18 protein-coding genes are annotated in these 18090 nt (G+C 62.4%); 5 read left to right on the top strand and 13 right to left on the bottom strand.

What is annotated here, in order from left to right; genetic code table 11:
* Positions 1-194 precede the first annotated feature (194 nt).
* The 5 genes from AC1TPF_RS27020 (at position 195) to AC1TPF_RS27000 (ending at position 5364) form a co-directional block, all read left to right on the top strand.
* Positions 195-824: a hypothetical protein gene (locus AC1TPF_RS27020; protein ID WP_482145880.1), complete on the top strand. Its 630-nt coding sequence runs from the start codon at positions 195-197 to the stop codon at positions 822-824.
* 552 nt (positions 825-1376) lie between these two features.
* Positions 1377-2426: a DUF6414 family protein gene (locus AC1TPF_RS27015; RefSeq protein WP_482145879.1), complete on the top strand. Its 1050-nt coding sequence runs from the start codon at positions 1377-1379 to the stop codon at positions 2424-2426.
* Positions 2427-2970: 544 nt separating this feature from the next.
* The gene (locus AC1TPF_RS27010) at positions 2971-4104 is read left to right on the top strand and encodes a GmrSD restriction endonuclease domain-containing protein (RefSeq protein ID WP_482145883.1); all 1134 of its coding nucleotides are present in this window, start codon (positions 2971-2973) and stop codon (positions 4102-4104) included.
* Between the two features lie 629 nt (positions 4105-4733).
* Complete coding sequence (locus tag AC1TPF_RS27005; protein WP_482145878.1) at positions 4734-5063, top strand: hypothetical protein; 330 nt, start codon at positions 4734-4736, stop codon at positions 5061-5063.
* Positions 5056-5364, top strand: coding sequence for a hypothetical protein (locus AC1TPF_RS27000; RefSeq protein ID WP_482145877.1), 309 nt, complete (start codon positions 5056-5058; stop codon positions 5362-5364). Before AC1TPF_RS27005 ends, AC1TPF_RS27000 begins: the two co-directional genes overlap by 8 nt.
* A gap of 166 nt (positions 5365-5530) precedes the next feature.
* Here the strand turns inward: AC1TPF_RS27000 and AC1TPF_RS26995 are convergent, their stop codons facing one another.
* The 13 genes from AC1TPF_RS26995 to AC1TPF_RS26935 are packed head-to-tail and all read right to left on the bottom strand — an operon-like array spanning position 5531 to position 18089.
* The gene (locus AC1TPF_RS26995) at positions 5531-5821 is read right to left on the bottom strand and encodes a hypothetical protein (protein WP_482145876.1); all 291 of its coding nucleotides are present in this window, start codon (positions 5819-5821) and stop codon (positions 5531-5533) included.
* Between the two features lie 3 nt (positions 5822-5824).
* On the bottom strand, positions 5825-6649 hold the full coding sequence (locus AC1TPF_RS26990; RefSeq protein ID WP_482145875.1) for a hypothetical protein: 825 nt from the start codon (positions 6647-6649) through the stop codon (positions 5825-5827).
* Between the two features lie 44 nt (positions 6650-6693).
* On the bottom strand, positions 6694-7338 hold the full coding sequence (locus AC1TPF_RS26985) for a hypothetical protein (RefSeq protein ID WP_482145874.1): 645 nt from the start codon (positions 7336-7338) through the stop codon (positions 6694-6696).
* Positions 7338-7736 (bottom strand): hypothetical protein, encoded by a 399-nt coding sequence (locus AC1TPF_RS26980; RefSeq protein ID WP_482145873.1) that lies wholly within the window; start codon positions 7734-7736, stop codon positions 7338-7340. Before AC1TPF_RS26980 ends, AC1TPF_RS26985 begins: the two co-directional genes overlap by 1 nt.
* Entirely contained in the window at positions 7733-8104 is a 372-nt protein-coding gene (locus tag AC1TPF_RS26975; protein ID WP_482145872.1) for a hypothetical protein, read from the bottom strand. The genes AC1TPF_RS26980 and AC1TPF_RS26975 overlap by 4 nt, the downstream gene beginning before the upstream one ends.
* Before the next feature lie 17 nt (positions 8105-8121).
* Positions 8122-8559, bottom strand: a complete 438-nt coding sequence (locus tag AC1TPF_RS26970) for a hypothetical protein (protein ID WP_482145871.1) — start codon at positions 8557-8559, stop codon at positions 8122-8124.
* 14 nt (positions 8560-8573) lie between these two features.
* Positions 8574-9650, bottom strand: a complete 1077-nt coding sequence (locus AC1TPF_RS26965) for an LGFP repeat-containing protein (protein WP_482145870.1) — start codon at positions 9648-9650, stop codon at positions 8574-8576.
* Between the two features lie 60 nt (positions 9651-9710).
* Positions 9711-11270, bottom strand: a complete 1560-nt coding sequence (locus AC1TPF_RS26960) for a Gp37-like protein (protein ID WP_482145869.1) — start codon at positions 11268-11270, stop codon at positions 9711-9713.
* Entirely contained in the window at positions 11267-12097 is an 831-nt protein-coding gene (locus AC1TPF_RS26955) for a hypothetical protein (RefSeq protein WP_482145868.1), read from the bottom strand. The genes AC1TPF_RS26960 and AC1TPF_RS26955 overlap by 4 nt, the downstream gene beginning before the upstream one ends.
* Entirely contained in the window at positions 12097-16131 is a 4035-nt protein-coding gene (locus AC1TPF_RS26950; RefSeq protein WP_482145867.1) for a phage tail tape measure protein, read from the bottom strand. Before AC1TPF_RS26950 ends, AC1TPF_RS26955 begins: the two co-directional genes overlap by 1 nt.
* Positions 16124-16564 carry a DUF7426 family protein gene (locus tag AC1TPF_RS26945; RefSeq protein ID WP_482145866.1) on the bottom strand — a complete coding sequence of 147 codons (441 nt, stop codon included), beginning with the start codon at positions 16562-16564 and terminating at the stop codon, positions 16124-16126. The genes AC1TPF_RS26950 and AC1TPF_RS26945 overlap by 8 nt, the downstream gene beginning before the upstream one ends.
* Positions 16548-17285: a DUF7426 family protein gene (locus tag AC1TPF_RS26940; protein ID WP_482145865.1), complete on the bottom strand. Its 738-nt coding sequence runs from the start codon at positions 17283-17285 to the stop codon at positions 16548-16550. Before AC1TPF_RS26940 ends, AC1TPF_RS26945 begins: the two co-directional genes overlap by 17 nt.
* A 3-nt stretch (positions 17286-17288) precedes the next feature.
* Positions 17289-18089, bottom strand: coding sequence for a phage tail tube protein (locus AC1TPF_RS26935; protein WP_482145864.1), 801 nt, complete (start codon positions 18087-18089; stop codon positions 17289-17291).
* Between the last annotated feature and the right edge of the window lies 1 nt (position 18090).

Raw genomic sequence — 18090 nt, 5'->3', positions numbered from 1 at the left:
GGGGTTCAAGTCCCCCCTCGCGCACTATTCGAACATCCAGCTCCACAGCCTATCTGCTCCTGAACTGTGGGTTGCTCGATCCTCGGTGGGAGTGGCTGTGAGTGTGTTCGAGCCGCTTTCAGCGCCAAGTGTGGGTGAAATGTGGGCAAGCCTCATGCTCAACCGATCAGCCCATTCGATGCTTGAATCAGACGGTGACGCAACCACCGCCTAATGGGCAGGACCCGAAACCACCGAGCTGGGCGCGAGAGCCAGCTTCGCCCGAGCAGAGAAAGCGCAACAACAAGATCATCCTGTGGGTGATCGCCGGCGTGTTGGCTGTGATCCTCGTGATCGGCATCGCGGGAGCGCTGATCGGTGACGATGAGAGTTCGGATCCGGAGGCTCGCGTCGATGTGACCGTCACCGACTTCACGTCCTACCCGTCTTCGCCGGCGGCGACGTACACACCTCCGCCGGCCGCGACAACGACACCGCGGACGACAACTCCTCCGGTCGCGTGTGATGAAGCACCAGATCTGTACGTCAGCATGATCGAGATGAGCCTGATCGACTCGTCACTCAGCCTGGCGAATCTACAAGCTCTTTCCGCGCCGGGCGGCCTGGTTTACATCGGGGCCGACATCATGCGGGGTGAGGAACGCGAATCAAGTCAGGACACCTGGGTAGTTGAGGACGACGTGGTGTTCGCGTTGTCCAGCTCGGCCAACGAGTTCACGGTCTTGCCGGACGGCCGCGACATGCTCGACGTGAACATCAGCGCGGGGGATGAGTACGGCTCAGCACTGCAGAACTGTGTAGCGAGGTTGCGCCAGGGAGGCTGAGAAACCCGTCGGGCCCGTCGTCTACGGTGGCTCGTGCGTTGAGTCCGCTTCTGGGAAGGGGTTCGGCTCAACGACAAAGAATGCCCCGAACCAGCTAACTCCTGGCTCGGGGCGTTCTTGTGTTCGGACTAGACTGAGTGGTGCGGAGGTTGGGCCTCAGGAGAGGTCTCTGTGTATACCGATCGCAACCCACCAACGCGATGCCCGAACGGCCATCGGTTTGGGCCCCGCCGCGTGCTCGTCGGCTGGGATAACCTCCACGAGCCACCGTGCCGGACGTGGACGTGCGTCAAATGTGATGCTGTCGTCTACACGCACGCGGCTCGCTGGTTCCCGGTGATACATCCGAAGGGCTTCGATCATGTGGCGCGGCCGGACTAGACATTTCCTGGTCCCAGCGCACCAGATCGAGTGCGGCGGCAATCGCCCCGAGCGCGATGTCCGGCATGTCCTTCACGAGACTTAGACGCATAGTTCGTCGCGGTGGTTCCGTCAGGGGGTAGTCCAGGTGGATGACAACGGACCTGCAATAGACCGTGATACCCCTGACAGGTGAACAAGCAAAATGATCCCCAGCCTGACCAAATGCCGACGGTTGTTGTCTATCAAAATTCCGATTTCGTGTCCGGGATGCTGCAGGAGATCTTCGGTGTGGGAATCCTCGAGAGTTCGGAGCTCGATCGAGGACAGACCAGAACCGAGGGCAGCAACAAGTCGAAGACTGGCGGTGGGAATGCCGGGGTGTCTGCGAACGTGCCGTTCCTGGGGGCTGTCGAGGCAGGTGGATCGGCCGAGTTCATTGGCGAGCACGCTTTAACCGACGAGCATGTGAGCGCGGACCGAAAGAAGTTTGTCTACTCGCAGGCCTTCTATCTTGATAGGGTTCGCGCCGAACTGCGGAGAAAAGATTTGATTCGAAGTCTCGACGGCGCCGACCATGCCGCCTCCGCGCGAGTTGGGGACGTCGTAGAGTTCACAGCGTCGTTTCGCGCGAACGAGGTTAACGCGATTCTTGACATAGCGACGCCTGAGTTAATCGCCGCCGTCACCCAGTTTCTCCGTCAAAAAGAAGGTACCGACAAGGTGATGGAAGTGATGAACGATCTCGTTGCGACCGGCGAATCGATTGATGCCGACAAGGTTGCCGGGATCAAGGCTGCGTACGCAGCACGTGCCGAGAACGAATCGCAGCTCGCCGCTGCCGTCACTGGCGCGGTCCGCGCTGATTTTCGAGGTGATCGAACGAAGGAATTCTATGCCGCTGTCGGCAATGCGGGTAATGAGTTCACCGCTGTGACCGTGTGCGAGGCGGAACACTTCGTGACAAAGGATTCAGATCGCCTGCTTGACGGTCGCTTTGTCGTCCTGGCGAAGGTCATTTCCAGCGTCCAAGATGACGTACCTGTCTTAGCGAAGAACAAACTGCTCAACCGGTTAGATGTGGGCTTCCTTGACCACACATTCCAAAGCTTCATTGCGGATAATAAGCCCGCAACATCCGAAAACGAAGACGATTACCAAGGTGACTATTTCAACGCCAAGTTCTCCGCCGTTGTGGAAGGCAAATCGATTACGGTCATGCCGATTGCGATTTACGTATGACCTTTGCCGGATCTCTATGGTAATGCTCCTGGAGCAGGCCGCAAAAAACGCCCCGAATCAGCCCAGTGCTGGCAGGGGCGTTTTTTGGTCTTGCGTGAGGTGCCTACCCGAACGTCCCCTAGTGAGGCGACCTCTTTGGCGTTCGTGGCGGCTATCGCCTCCGGGTCGTCGCCGGCGGCGAATCTGCGGCTCACGCTGAACCCGTAGTCCTTGTTCGGTCCTGTCGTCCAGTCATAGGAAAATCCGCCGTCCGACCTTGGTCTGACTACGAAGGTTGCGCCGTCGACGACCAACTTGATGGTCGACCGTCCCCATGCATCACCTGTATTCACGACTTCAACTATGGCAGTGCGGGCAAGTCACTTTGCCCCGACGATCGGCCCTATGTGCGGTGTAAACGCAGGGTCGGCTCGGCAATCTGTGTAACACGTAGCACTCGCGTCGCTATATCTGAGTAACGCTGCTGGCAGTCCGGGTGAATCCACTTGCGCCTGACCCAAACTCGTTAGCACTCGAAAGGTTTCTCGTGTCTGACCAACCCAATATGCCCACCGACTGGAATCGGCCAGGATCGTCTCCGTACCCGCAGCCGCCGCGAGCGAAGCGGTGGCCGTGGATCGCGGTGAGTGCGGTCTCGGTCGTAGCCTTGATCGGACTGTTCGCTGTCGCGGGCTCGACCGAGGACGACGACTCGAAGACCGCAGCGGTGACGTCGACGTCATCCGTCGCGCCCACGACTAGCACGACACAGACGCCGACGTCGGAGGCTCCTGCGCCGGCGGCGAAGCCCGTCGTCCAGGTCTCGACTGCACCCGCTGCGAACGCTGCACTTGCGAAGCTCAACACCCTCTCGGTGAAGGGTCGGGCGCCAAAGACCGGTTACGACCGCGCGATGTTTGGTTCAGCGTGGACGGACGACGTCACTGTTGAGAATGGCCGCAATGGCTGTGACACCCGCAACGACATTCTCCGGCGGGATCTGGTGAGCATCGTCGTGAAACCGGGATCGAACGGCTGTCGGGTTGAATCGGGCACGTTGAACGATCCGTACACCGGCAAGACAATCGCGTTCGTCCGCGGTGAGGACACTTCGACCGCGGTTCAGATCGATCATGTTGTCGCGTTGTCGAACGCGTGGCAGACCGGCGCCCAGCAATTGACGCCGGAGAAGCGTGCGGACTTTGCAAACGACCCGCGCAATCTGCAAGCGACCGATGGTCCGACAAATCAGCAAAAAGGAGACGGTGACGCAGCAACTTGGCTGCCGCCCAACAAGTCTTACCGCTGCACGTACGTCTCACGTCAGGTGGATGTGAAAGCACTCTACGGCTTGTGGGTGACCCAGCCTGAGAAGGACGCGATCACTCGGGTCCTGGGGGAGTGTGGCGCCACGATTGCACCGGTGAGCACTCCGGCTGCGCCCACTGAGACTCGCACGCAGACACCGGTTCCCGCGCCGTCACCAACGACAACAACTCCGTACGTGCCTCCGGCGCCGATCTACACGCCTCCGCCTGAGCCCGAGTACACCCCACCGCCGGTCGTGGACGCGCCGTCCGGAGGTGCGTACGCAAACTGCGCGGCCGCCCGTGCTGCCGGTGCTGCTCCTGTATATCGAGGCGATCCGGGTTATGGCAGTCACCTCGACCGCGATGGCGACGGGGTTGGATGCGAATGACGTCGTTCGCGTTCGGCCCGTTCGTATAGTCGGCAGCAACAACACCCCTGGACCTTTAAATAGGCCAGGGGTGTTGTCGTATAGCGGGCTCGTTTCAGTGTGATCTCTGGGTCCGCCGATCACGCCCTCCGCACCACTAGCTGATAGTCGCTGGCTGGATCCGAGCTAGATGCCACGTGGGCTGGGACCGTCGCACAAGTCGCTTTGGTGCACCAGATCGGACGCGGTGTGACGGCTTCGGGTCCGATGTGGGGAAGCGCTTCACGATGATGACTTCGTCCCAACTCATGTGCTTCTATCCCGGGCTGCGTTGGCAATGGTTGCTCGCAGCTTGCAATGTCTGCACCGGTTATGAACCACATGTGGTGCACTCAGCGCAAGTCTGTAGTACAGTTGGTGCATCGGCGGAACCATCCACCGATAGCTATCCCGACCAAAGGAGAAGAGATGGAAATCACCAGCGATCGCGCGGCCAGAGGTGGCCTTCACCTAGCGAGCGACGAATCTTCCCCGGCTAGGCGAGAGGCGTGTCAGGTATGACACGCCTTAGTGTGTGATTGGAGGGCAACCCCGTTCGACAGCGCTCATCTTTTACTTGCCTAGCCGGTAAATGAAAGGGAGCAGGCAGCGTGAGCAAAAGCAAACGCCGCAAACCGGTGCGTCCAGTGACCGATTACCGGGATCTGTACACCGGCGTTAAACACAAGAAAAGTAGTGTGAGTTTGCTGATTCCAGCAGGCTACGTTGCAAGTTTCGTTCTGATGGTCGGTCTATTCTGCTTGGTTGCAGGGCCGACGATGGTTTGCCGGTATGGGGGAGAGTATTTATCCCCCGTGCAACTGACGATCGTAATATTGGCGATGTCGGTGGGAATCATCTTACTGTCGGTGTTGGGATTCTGTGAGTCGCGGCGCAGGGACGATACATGGAGAAGAAGAGAAGGCGAGGCATGTGACTGACGAGAACTCTCAAGTCAGCGAAGATGCGGTTGCGTCACCGGCGCGATTTTCGGTGACGCTGCCCGCCTATATAAATGGTTTGATTGACGATCTCTGCAAACAATCGAAGCTCTCAAAGTCTGAGGTTCTTTCGATAGCAGCAGAGCTCTTGGTTCTTACCAAGCGCGTATACGACGATGGCAACGCACTCGTGGTTGACGACATTGACGCCAATTATTATCGCGACATTGATTTAGATATCCTACTTCGCGGGCTCGTCAAGCGACCACGGCGCCGATCACTGAGTCGAACGCGCGCGTAGTAGAGAGTGCGAGGACCCGGCAGAACCTGCCGGGCCCTCGCACTTTGTAGCGCCGGAGAGAGTGTTAGGTCGGACGCTACTGCTGCCGGCCGCAGGATGATTTGCCCGTGGTGAACGACACGGTGCCCGGAAGGGTCTGGTGCCATGCTCGCGGGCGATGTCGGTATCAGAGTTCCCTTGGGGCTGGTGGACTCATGACCGCGTAGCCAAGGGTGTCGAGCACTCCGGCGTGCGTGAATGTACCGGAGGCCCACCATATCGCCTGAACAGAATGACCGTCGAGCGCACCAAACTCGTCGCAGGGGACCGCTTGAGCTTGGCCGGGACCGTATGTGGTGGTATCCGGCATCGCCGTCACGGCGAGATGTGTGTGACCCTCGTGCGGTTCGCTGAGTGCGTAGATGTTGGTACACGGCGGCCACCCGGGCGCGGTAGAAATGATCTCGTACGCGTCCATGCTCTACCCCTTGTGTGTGACGAAGACAGCCCCTGTGCCCGGGACTGCGAGTGCGACAGCAGTGTTCGGGCGGGCGCCCGCACCGCCTCCGGGGAAGCCCCCGTTGCCACCTTTTTGTGGAACGACACCGCCGGTGAAGCCGCCGCCACCACCGCCGCCACCGCCAGCGAGTGCCACCTTGTCGATCGGGGCGTTTTGCCCAGGTTGTGCACGAACGCTGCCGGTCTCATACAAGCCGCCCGCGGCGAAGTAGTTGCCGGTGCCCGTGCGACTTTCAATGGTCGCGCCTGATGCGTTCGACGCCTCACCGCCATTGCCGGCATCGCCTGCACTGCCATCGAAAAGCCCTTGCGCGGTGATGATTACGCCCTCAGTCCACGACCCCAGGACGGAGGTTCCGAAGCTCGACGCTGCGGTGGGTCCACCCACGGTTACAGCGACAGTTGACGGTAGGTCCGCGCAGTTGAACTCTTGGAAGACGTACTTCGCGCCCGATACGCCTTTGGCAACCTCGCCAGTGCGGCGGCCACCGTTGAAGACGACCACTGCGATCGAACCTGTGCCTGGGTTAGTCCACGTGCCGTTGCTGTAGAACGTTGAGCGGGTGCCGATCCCGACCAGTGAGTCGATGCGGTTGTCGAGACGCGGGACTTCGACGTCGTTGATCTGGGTGAGGTTCGTCCATTTGCCGCCCACCCATCCCGCCAGGGTGGCAGCAATTCCACTGAGCCCGGTTGTGTTGCCGCGCAATATCTTGTCGATCATCGTGATGATGTCGCCGAGGACGGGGATCTGACTGATGAAATGCTGCATCAGCAGATCGAGCAAGTCCGCGTCCCCGCGAGGCCGTTTAGGCGGTATTCGCGGTGGCATTAGAGCATCCCCACCAGGGCATCGCGCGCCGCCTCGACGTAGGTACGTCGATCGCCGGGCATCTTCTCGTGGCCGTATGCCACATGCCGGCCGGTTGATGTGTACTTCCACACCCACTTGACCGTGTACCCAGCGTCCCAGGCCCAGCGGGGATGCAGCGACTGGTGGCGGCTGGTGACCGCGGTAGCGATCGCTCGCATCCCGTTGTCGTTCGGGCACGCGGTGATCGGATCGTCAGGAATCGCGAAGCTGTGCACCGGGAGTCCGGTGATCAGACGCTCACCAGCGATACCGAAGTGATGGGCCGGCACACCGGAGTTCGAGCACTGCCGACGATCGCGCAGCGGATCAGCGAGAAGCACAATGCCCTTGCAGTGCTGGGGCCGATCGAGCATGACGAAGTCGCCGGCCACTGCGGCGCCGAGGGAGAAGCACACGATGATGTAGTCCTCACCCTGCTCATCGATGCGGCGCAGAGCTGCACGCCCGCCGGCCACTGATTCGGGATACCGGAGCATCCCAATCGGCCTGATCTCCGGCCGGTAGACCAGCTCGACGACATTGTCGAAGCCGCGGACCACACCCGCGCACATGTTGTCGGCAATCGGCTCACCCGCACCGCGGACACACACGATCTTGGTCATCAGTCGTCCATTCCTTCCACAGCTGCAGGAACCTCGATCTCGTTGTCGATCAGCTTGCGGCGTGCTCGAGCAACGTAGGTTCGCAGCGCCATCACGACCCGGTCGAGGTGTCCGATCGTCTGATCACGCTGGCGCAGGCGCTCTTTCAGCTCGGCCAGTTCTGCTTCGTAGTCGGCGATCGTCTGCGAGTGCTTCACTCGGTACTGATCGGCGTCACGATCGTGATTGGTCTTCTCCTCGGCGAGGTCAGCCTCGAGCTCGTCGATCTTGGCGTGCAGCTTGGCAATGTCGTCGAGCTTCACCTTCGATCTGGTCGCGAGAATGCCGGTGGTGAGAGCGCCAAGAGCGGCGAGCAGGCCGCCGAACGACGCGATGAGTTCAGGGCTCAGTGCGCTCACCGACAGCCCCTTTCCGCGTCGCCGCGGGCGATCGCAATGTGCAGGATCGCCATGAACCCGGCGAACGTTCCGAGGACAACAGGTGCCGGCGGTTCGGTGAGGACTGCGGAGAAGAGGATGCATCCCGCGTACAGTGCGAGGAACGTTGACGCGGCGACGTGCGCAAAGATGAAGCCCTGCTTGCGAACAGCAGCGAGCAGGAGTGCGAGTCCGGTCAGCACGAATCCGAAGAACCACAGCGGCCCGACGTTCTCGATCCACACCACTGCGGAGACTTGGCCTGGCTGCAGCGGCCGGCGTACCAGCTCCTCGGGGGAGATGTACAGCACGCCAACCGCGACGTTCATGCAGCCAGTGACCGCGGCCATCAGCCGCGCACCAAGCACTAGTCGGCCCTGTGCTCACCGCTGTACGGAATGAAGGACTCGTTGCTCTCCCGCTCTGTCCACACGACGAGGCTGCCCGTAGCGGGCACCTTCGGTGTGACCTGTGGACGAGTGGCTATCAGCGTCAGGAACAGGCTCGCGGCTGCGAGGATGGCGCCCTGCTGGGCCTCAGTGACGTCGAAGCCGAATGCGACCACGAGCGGTAGGCCGGTCTGTACGACGCCGAGGATGGCTGGCAGAACGGTCTCACGGACGCTGATCACCACGATCAGCGACAGCACCGCGTTGACCGCGGCCTGGATCAAGCCTTGGGTCTCGGTGCTGATGTTGAGACCGAACGCGACGAGCAGCGCGACGGCCGCCATGATCGCGCCAGCCCATGCCGCGGGCTCGCGGCCGAAAACGAGGCGAGCTGAGGGAGTGGTTTGAATAGCCATGACTTGTCTCACTTTCAGTTGATGATGTCGGGGCCGTCTTGCGTGAACAGTCCGACGACGTTGTCAGGGGAGAAGGCCATACGGCCCTTCTCAAACTGCTGCCAGATCGCACCCGATTTCGTCTTGGTCTCCATCGAAATCGGGTAGCCGTAGGGTCCGTTCTCGAAGCCCGACCTGTTCCACTTCTCGCGGATCTTCCCGCCGATCAGGACACCCACCTGTTCGTTCTGCCCGGGATGCCCGCGGCGGTAGATCGCGCCTCCCTCGAAGCCCTGTACCTCGCCCTCCTTGAGCACGGAGTGAGAGCCGGTCGGGTATCCGGCGACACCCTTTTCGGCGCCGAGTTGGTACCAGGTGGAGAAGATGTAGTTCGGGATGGCGTGCGCGCCAGTCGTGTCTGTGAAGTACACGTAGCCGTTTTCGTACTTCACCCACTTGCCGCGGCCGTCGGGGGTGATTGTCTCGCCTGCAACACCTTCGGCGGCGAGACGTTTACCGATCCAGGCCTTGGCCTTGGCGGCTTCCTTGTTGATGAGGTTCTCTGGTGGCACCGCGGGGACTCCTGTCAGGTAATCGCGTACGTATTCCTCAGCGACGTCCCACGGGAAGTTGGGGCCGAGGTCGGAATGATCGCCGATACCCAGAACCCGGGTGACGAAGTAGTGGTCGGCGATGCACGGCCGGTTGCCGAGCGGGTAGTTGCGGCCGCGGTTGACGACCTTGCCAATCGGGTACTTTTTGCTGTCCTGCACCGCGACCCACGCGAAGATCGCAATGTCATTGCGGCGGGCGAGCCACTGCTCTCGGGTGAAGCTGGCGCGGGATCCGGCGAACACGAAGTTGATCGATCGGGGATTGGCGTCCAGGACCGACCACGATGCGTAGTCGGTGTCGACCATGTCGACGAGGATTCCGTCGCGGCAGGTGTAGTGATAGCTGAAGTTGCCCGACGAATTGCCGGACGCGGCCAGGCCCTGAGCGGTCGCGTTGCCTTCCTCGGTGTGGCCGAGGAAGAAGACGACGGCCGCGCCGAAACGGTTGCTTCGGTTGTTGCCCATCATGTCGATCTCGCGGAAGGCTGGTGCGCCCATGGATGTACTCCCTACTGGTGGTGCGAGTGTTGTTGGGTTCGATGTGCCGACCGGCACCTTTCATACGGAGTTGGCCCACGCGCGCGACGTTGCGCCGGCGCCGATCAATCCGGTGATCGCGCGATCCCACGGACCCCTGAGCTGGCGGGCCTGGCCGAGCGTTGTTTGTTCCCGCATCCGTCCGTCATTGCGATCTGCCACAGCGACTTTCGACACGTGCTGCTCGACGGTGTTTCCGCGGGTCCAGAACTGGATGATGTCGCCGACGTCGAAGCGCCTCGAGGTGTTGTTGTCTGCGCCGAAGCTCATGCCGCGACCATCGGCACCGCCGGAGGTTGCATTGATCAGCAGGGACTCGCCGCCGCCGCCGGCCTTCAGTGCGTTCATGGCCACCGAGTACGAATCGAGGGAGTGTGCTGCGGTGTTGTCCGCGAAGTCCTCTGGCCAGAGGTCATCCTCGCCGACCTCGTCGATCAGGTTCTGGTCCCAATACTGTTCGTACGCAAAGAAGATGTCGTCGAAAAAGTCGCCCACCACGACGCCGAGACCCAAGCCCGGGGCCACCAGATTGATCAGGAGTTGGATCGCGAGGTTCGCGCCGATCTCGATTACATCGTTCAGGATCTGCGGTGACTTGCCGCCGACGATCACCTTGCCGAATTCGGGGTGCGACTCTTCGTAGTCGTACGACTCGACCTGACCCGGAGCATCGGTGCGGAACTGCACCTTTCGGTTGTCCCGCTTCTGCTTGGTGTCGAACACCATGCCTGGGCGATCCATCGAGTCCGACCACAAACCCTCGTTGATCGGCTTCATCAGCTGTGACAGATCCAAAAAGTGGTCCGATGATGCGTCGATGATCGATTGCAGATTGCCCAGCGTTGTGGTGTTGAAGACCTGTGGTGACGGTCCGCGACCATCCCAGAAGTTCATCGACATGCCCATCTCAAGGCGATCCATCGACGGCTGGAACAGGTCGGCACCTCGAGGGAACCGGGCCTGCAACGCGACGATCGGATCGGTGATGTCGGCGATCAGGTCGAGCAGGTCGTCGAAGCTGTCGATGTCGTTCAGGTCGGGCGCAGTCCACTCGGACGGCCACTGCAGGGGGAGCTTGCAGAATGCCGGGAAGCGAAGGCGGATCATGTTCTTGGCGAAGAAGTATTTGAACACCGGATCCGGCGGCCCGAACATCACGTCTTGCTTGCCGGTGAGTCCCACCTGGATCCATGGCGGGAACGTCGCGTTGACCCAGGCGAGCCAGCGCTGCATTAGGTACTTGTTGTCGACGCAGGTGTAGAGGATCTTCTCGCGACCCGGGACACCGCTCAGCCGCCGGCGCATGATCCGGCCGTCCCAGGGCTTGCCGTTGTACTCGGTCCGGATGTGGAAGCAGCGGTGCTTGAGGTTCACCAGCTGCGACACCATGGGGTGATCCGGAGCGAGAGTGAAAGCGCCGGTGCCAGGTTCGATTCCGAATGTCCAGTCGAAGGCGGCCTCTTGGTACCGACCGAGGGGACGCCAGTCGATCACCGGGTTGTTGCGCCGGCCGATCTGGATGGGGAATCCAGTGACCGGCGTGGTGTTCGGCCGGGCGTACCCCGGGAGCACGGTCGTCACAGGGCCGTCTCGAAGAGCTGGGGCAGGGTGACTTTCAGCCGCGTGGCGCTGGTTGTCCCGATACCGGTGATGGTGATCGGAACGGTGATAGGCAGGGTCGGTGAGATCGTGGCCGGTGCCTGCACGTACCAGCGATCACCGATCCACGACCGGTCCGCACCGGCCTGGTCGCGGATGTCCCACCAGTCGGGGTCTGTCTCGATGTCGAGCCATTGACCGGCAGCGAGAGAGGGGAGCGGCCGCGCGGCCTCGCCGGCCATCGAGAGCGTTGGCCCGGTGATCGGACCGGTCAGCCGGTAGTGCGGCCACACCGGTTGAGTGCTGTAGCTGTCGATCGTCGCGGTTGCGAACTCGGCAGCTGTGAACTCCTTGATGACCGGCTCTGCGCGCCACCACGTTTCATCGCTACGCAGGTTCACGTCCTCGAACATCCAGCCGACGTTCGCCATCTGCTCGAATGGACTGTGGAGCTTGCCGATTCGGCGGACCATCTGGAACCGCCCGGTCTCGACGACGTCGATCTTGGCCAGTGAGCCGCCTGGTTGCAGACTGGTGCCGCGGCCCAAGGTCCGGCGCCACCGCGAGAGCAGATCCATGCCCAGCGACTTGGGGACCGGGCCGAGGTTCGCGCCCAGGGTGACGACGTTCGGATCGTCGTTGATCGCCACAAACGTCACGCCGGCCTGACCGACACCCTCTGTGTCATCGGTGGTGAAGTCAGCGCCGCCCAGGCCCTTCACGTACTTCAGGCGCACCGGACACTGCGGGTCACCGAACTCCCAGCGCTCGCCGTCGACACCGGTGAGGATGATCGTTGGGCCGGCCATCACATGCCGTTCTTCTGCATGATCATGCTGGCCGGGCCTTCATCGGATTCGACTGTGACGGTGATGTTCTTGCCCTCCCGTATCGCCTGGACAACCGCTTCGAGCTGCTGCGAGATCTGGTTGGCGTAATCACTCACCACGCCGGACAGGCCGGGAATGTCGTTCGCTCCCGAGTCGAAAGTTGGTGCGACATTGCCGAGATCCCACTGGCCACTCGCGCCCATCGACACCAGGGGAGCGACGCCCGATGCGGCCATGAAGCCCATGCCGGTGACCAGGGACAGCGCGTCGTGCAGGTTCCGCGGCTTGAGAGCATCGCGAGTGTCCTCGGTGTAGCCACCGAACCCGCCGCTGTCGAAGCCCTTCACTCCCAGACGTCGACCGATTTCAGCCCAGATCCGCAGGGACCGAGGGCGCTTCGACGGGGAGAGCGGTACATACCCTTCGCCGCCGGTCTCCGGTTCGGCCCACACGCGGTAGTCACCGGGGCGGGCGATCTGCGCCTGGTGGTCCTCGATCCCGCCCTGGGCGTACAGCTTGATCGGCGCGCGGCCACGCATCAGTGGTGAAGTGATCTTGAAGTTGGTGGCGCTGTCCACTGGCTCGGAAGATTCCGATGCATTACTCGGCGCCGCGGTGGCGGTCGAGGTCGCTGAGGCACCGTCGAGCTTGCCGCCGACGACGTACACCTGCTGCACACCAGCAGGAGCACCCGACGCAGTGAGGTCTCCACTGGCAGCAGATCCGCGAGCGAGGCTGGCCGCAATCTCGGCGTCTGCCTCAGCCCCCTTGGCCGCGTAGTTCGATCCGTCGGCGGTGCCCGACTTCTGGACCGCTTGCGCCATCTGCGCTTCGGTCATTCCTTCCGTATTGCCGACCTTCTCGAGGGCGTCGTAGTACGCGTTCGTGGCGTAAACCGGATCCATGCGCTGCTCACGGGTACCCCAGCCGTCTCGTTGCTGCAGGATTCCGGCGTTGTCGCCGTCCATGCCGTGATCGAGGTTCTCCCCATCGGTCTCAGCGAGGACGGCCATGACCGCCGACTTGATCTCTTTGTCCGACTTCCCGCGGCGCTTACCTTCAGCGATGACGGTGTCAATGTTCTTCTCGCGGTCAGTGCGGTTGTCGACGCCCGATGCGGGCCCGGAAGGGGCAACCAGGGGCTCTTTGGCCGCAACATGCACATGGTCGTGGTGATCACCAGCGTCGGCGTAATAGCTGTCGTCGACAAACTCGCCGTCGCCGATCTGTCGTCCCGAGAACCGCGGATCGTGGTAGATCAGCTCGGCCAGTTGGGACTTGTAGTTGTCGGCCATGTAGTTGGCGAACGCCAACATCTCGTCGGTGTCGCGGCCGCCGCCGGGGGGACCGAAGTCGCCGGCCTGCCCGGTGCCGTGGTAGCTGCCGGGCTCGTCGCGCTGACCAGAAGTCATAGTCAGTCCGGGTGCGGCCACCTGCTGGATTGCCTGCAGGGTTCCGAGCACGCCGCCATCGGCCATCTTGAAAATCTTGTAGCCGAACCGATCTGCGACCTCGGCCAGAATGTTCGTGGCACGCCCGCGCTTAGATGCGGCGCCGGGGATGAACGCCTCCCACGGTCCCGCGTCAGTCTCGGCCCATTGGACCAGGCCTCGCTTGCCGCGAGTGGCCGGCTGGATGATCGCCTGATCTGGGAGTCTCCCATCGATGCCACCGTCGGCATACTCGCGTATCGATCCGTCAGCGTTCGTCTGTTTGAGGACGCCGAGGCCTTTGCCGAACATGGGGTTGCTGAGGACAGAGTTGCCGTTCTCGTCGACTGCATAGACCGTGACCGAGGTAGTCTTGGGGCGAGCCAGAAACTCGTCGATGATGCGCTGGCCCTCGTCGGTGTTGGCGGTCACCCGCACAGTGCCGTTGGGCAGCGTTTCAACCTTGAGCCCGAGCTGGGTGAGCCCATCGATCGTCTGCTGGCTGTTGTCGTTGATGAGGATGGTCTTCTCGTTCGGGATGCCGATCACCGAGCCGGTCAATGTGTCCATCGCCCAGGCAGATTGGCGAGCGGAATCGCCAGCTAGATCGACCGCATCACGCATGTCGACAATCCCAGGGATTACGTCGTCGGCGATCGTGTTGGCCATTCCGTGGGCTGAGTCACCGAGACCGACGATCTTGTCCGCCATTCCCGCGGCGGCGTCGCCCGCGTCGGATATTGCGTCGCCGACATCACCCATCCCTGGGATGGCCCCGACAAGATCACCCAGCAGACCCGCGCCCATCGCGACCGCGTCCATCATCCCGCGCAGAATCTCACCGAGACCGGTAGCGAAGAATCCCCAAGCGTGCAGGCCCGCGACCGCAACCTGCGCGATTCCTTCACCGAAAGTCAGTGCGGCAGAGACGACGTCGGCAAAGAAGGCGACCAGTTGATCCTTGTTTTCCAGAATGCCTTGCGACCACTCTCCGATGTGTGGTCCGAAGGCCTCCGCCATTGACTGCTTGATGCCCATCGTCGCCTCTTCGACGGTGCGCTGCATCCCTTCCCAGGTGGTTGCGGCGTTGTCGCCCATGGTCTTTGAGGCGTCTTCCAGGGCGGTAGCAGACCCCTCGAACTTCCTTGTGGCCTCGGACGGATCCCAGCGGGCCATGGTGTCGATGAAATCGCCCGAGGTATCACCAAGCAGTGCCTGGGCGGCAGCGGCCCGTTTCGCTGGGTCCTCGATGGCGCGGATGGAGTCGAAGACCTGATCAAACGCGGCCTCGGCCTCCGGTCCGCCCTGCACGAACTTGGCGTACATTTCTTCGCCGTTGAACCCGAGATCGTTGAAGGTTTCGGTGAGGGTCTCGCCCTCTTCGACAACGCGGCGCCCGAACTCGCGAATGCTGTCCGCGGCCCGGTCGGAGTTGTCAGCGCCGTTGTCCATCGACTGCGAGATCAGACCGAGGGTGAACTCTGCCGAGAACCCGGTCTGCTTCCATCCTGCGGAGTACTCCGAGATCGAGTCGATCAAGTCGCCCTGTGCATCGATGCCGAGCTGCTTGGCCCGGATGATCATGTTCGCGGCGTCGTCGATGTCCTTGGCCAGCCCGGTTTTCACTAGACCGTTCACGGCGCGCAAGCTCTCGGTGGTCTCCGTGCCCAGTACACCGTTGAGCGTCTCGATCTTCGCGATCAGACCTTCCATGTCGGCCTGTGATGCAGAGGTGTCGATCAGCTTGAACTCGAACGCGGAGCGGAGCGTACCCATGTTGGCCTCGGCCGTCTCGCCCCAAACATCCATGTAGGCCTCGCTGGCGGCCTTGCCGATCCGACCTGCGGTCTCAGCATCAATACCGAGCTGAGCCTGGATCGTGTCCTGAACCAGCTCGCGCTGCATACCTTCAGCAATGGCACTCGCCAGCAGTTGGCCGGCGGTCAACCCGATCGCCGCTACACCAACGACTGCAGCGGCTATCGGCCCACCTTTGCCAGCCATCCCTTTGAGCTTTCCCGCTGCGCCAGCGAGGAACCCGCCGCCGAAACCGTCGCCGCCCTCTTCGCCCTGAGCACCCATCTCTTCGCCAGACGGCAGAGCGCTCTCCATGTCTTGGCCGGCCGCGCGCATGTCGTCGGCTGCCTGCTGTGCCACCTGGCCAGCCCGCCGTTGGGTGACGGTCAGTTGGTCGAGGGAGCGTTCAGCCCGGCGCGCGGCGGTGTCGGTTTCCCGATGGGCACGCGCCACATTCTCCGCGGCTCGGACGGCCTGGGCCGAGTCAGCGCCGTAGCGCTGGCGAGTCTCGGCGAGCCTGTCGACGGCGATGCGCTCTCGATCGGCGGCATCGACGGCGGCCTGGGCTTGTGTGCGGGCCGTACGTTGCGCCTTCTCAAGTTCCTTCTGGACTTCTTGGTAGGCAGTCGATGTGCGCAACGCAGCGCGGCGCACCTGCTCGCTCGACGAGTCGGCCGCCCGGCCCATCTGGACGAGGTTCTCCCGACCGGACTGCAGGCGCTCCTCGAAGTCGTCGCCACCGCGCAGGGAGATATCGGCGTAGAGGTCTGCTACGCGCTCAGACATCAGCCTTCGACTTCATCGCTTCACGAGCTGCGGCCGCATTCTTGGCTTTCTCGCGTTCGGCGGCCATCACCTTCATCAGCTTCTGGACATCGATGCGCTCTGACAGATGCGCGAAAGCCCAATGCCCACGGCCCAGCTCGGGACCTTGTGGTCCTGTGCAGAAGTGGATCAGCGCGGTACGGCCGGCGTGATTGACGTACGGCGCGGGCACTTCATTCTTGGCCATCTCCAGGTATGCCGGGCCGAGGATCTTCTCGGCCTCCGCCTGCTCCTGCTTGGGGGTGAAGTCCTCGGCTTCCGGACCCCAGAGCTTCGGGCGGATCCGATCAGCTTCTGAAATCGACGGTGCCGGAACCTGATACACGACCTTGTTGATCGTCAGGTACAGGTCCGGGTCGAAGTGCTGGTCGAGGTCGTCATACCGAGTCGCCACTGGTGCCCGCCTTTCGCGCTTCGATGGTGCGGCGGGCCCGAGAGTTCGGGTCGCCGAGAATTACTTGCAGGCGGACAGCGAGCCACTGCCACGAGCGTTGCTCAAGCACGCCGGATGAGAGGTCAATGCCCCAGGGGTGCATCTGGAAGTCGACGCAGACGGCGTCCCAGGCGGCGATGATGTCGGACCACCGGATGTCCAACTCGTCGTCCTTGGACTTCGGCTGGTATGCGGGCGCCATCTCTGGCGGGTTGTACCAAAGGCGGTCACCCTGCTCGGGGATGTACGGACCGCCGCCGGGGTCCATTTCGTTGATCGTGCCGGGAGGATCTTCGACCATCGGATCGTCGGTGTCGACGAGCCAGATGGTCGGCTTGCGTTTCGGCGTAGGTGCCGGTGTCACCCGGTCGACGAGCTTCTGAAACTTCCACGTCGCCAACGCATTCGCGGCGCTGTCAGTGAAGTGTGTGATGGCAGTCCGGCCAGCGTGGACGGCCTTGAGCTCCGGGACGCCGGCAGTGACCATCTCATCCCATGTGCCGCCCAGGACGCGCTCAATCTCGACACGTTCGGTGGTCGATGTCCACCGGTGATCCCCGTCCGCCAGCAACCGGTGCAGGCGCAGGATCGTCAGAGCTGACGGTGGCTCGACCCGAAACTCATTCCGACCAATGGGCAGGATGAGTCCGGAGTCGAGCCACTCGTCGAACTGGTCGAACAACTATCAGCCCGCGGACTGACCGTGCTGGACGATCGAGATGTTGACCTCGGGATCGGTACCGCCGACGATGTCGAGGGCAACCAGAACCGGCACATCGATGCCGGCGAGCGCACCGGCGAACGTTGCGACGTAGCCGCTGGCGTTGTCGCCGGTCACGGTGACGTTGCCAGATCCGATCGGCGCCAGACCCTGCAGAGCGGTCTGCAGTCCGGACGCCGTCAGCGACGAGAAGGTCAGCGCGGAGGTCACTGCAGCGAGCACCTTCAGCTTGAAGCTGGTCGGAGCGCCTTCGATCTCGATGCGCTGGACCTCGTTCACCGCCACCGCGGTCGGCTTCGTGACCTTCGTGCGAGATCCGAAACCCGTCAGGGTGATGGTTGCGCCCTGCAGGGAGGCCTTCTCGCCACCAGCAGAGGTGAAGTCGACACCAGCGAGGCCCTCGTAACTGTCCGGCAGGCCGTCGGTGCGCCACCACTGGACGTGAACCAGTTCCTCGTAGCCCAGTTCGGAGTCGAGTGAGCGGAGCAGCTCGACGCCGGGGTCCGGCGAGCCCGCCTCGTCGAGCTTGCGGCCGACGGTGATCGCGAGAGTCCACGAACCCTCTGTCGCAATTTGGGCGGTCGCGTTGCCGGAGTGGTAATCACCGGCGTCCTGACGGGACTTGCTGTACTGCGGATCCAATGACTGGATCCCGCGAATAGGTGTCCACGGATCGGACGTGCTCTTGCGGACTCGGGCCGCCCAGTGGCGTGCGAGTGTGGGCCTCAGGTCTGAGGTGTCCGTCGGCTGCAGGGGTGCAGACATG

Source organism: Williamsia sp. Y853, assembly GCF_056786495.1.
The sequence above is the reverse complement of the archived record's forward strand: the minus strand, read 5'-3'. Positions and strand labels throughout refer to the sequence as shown.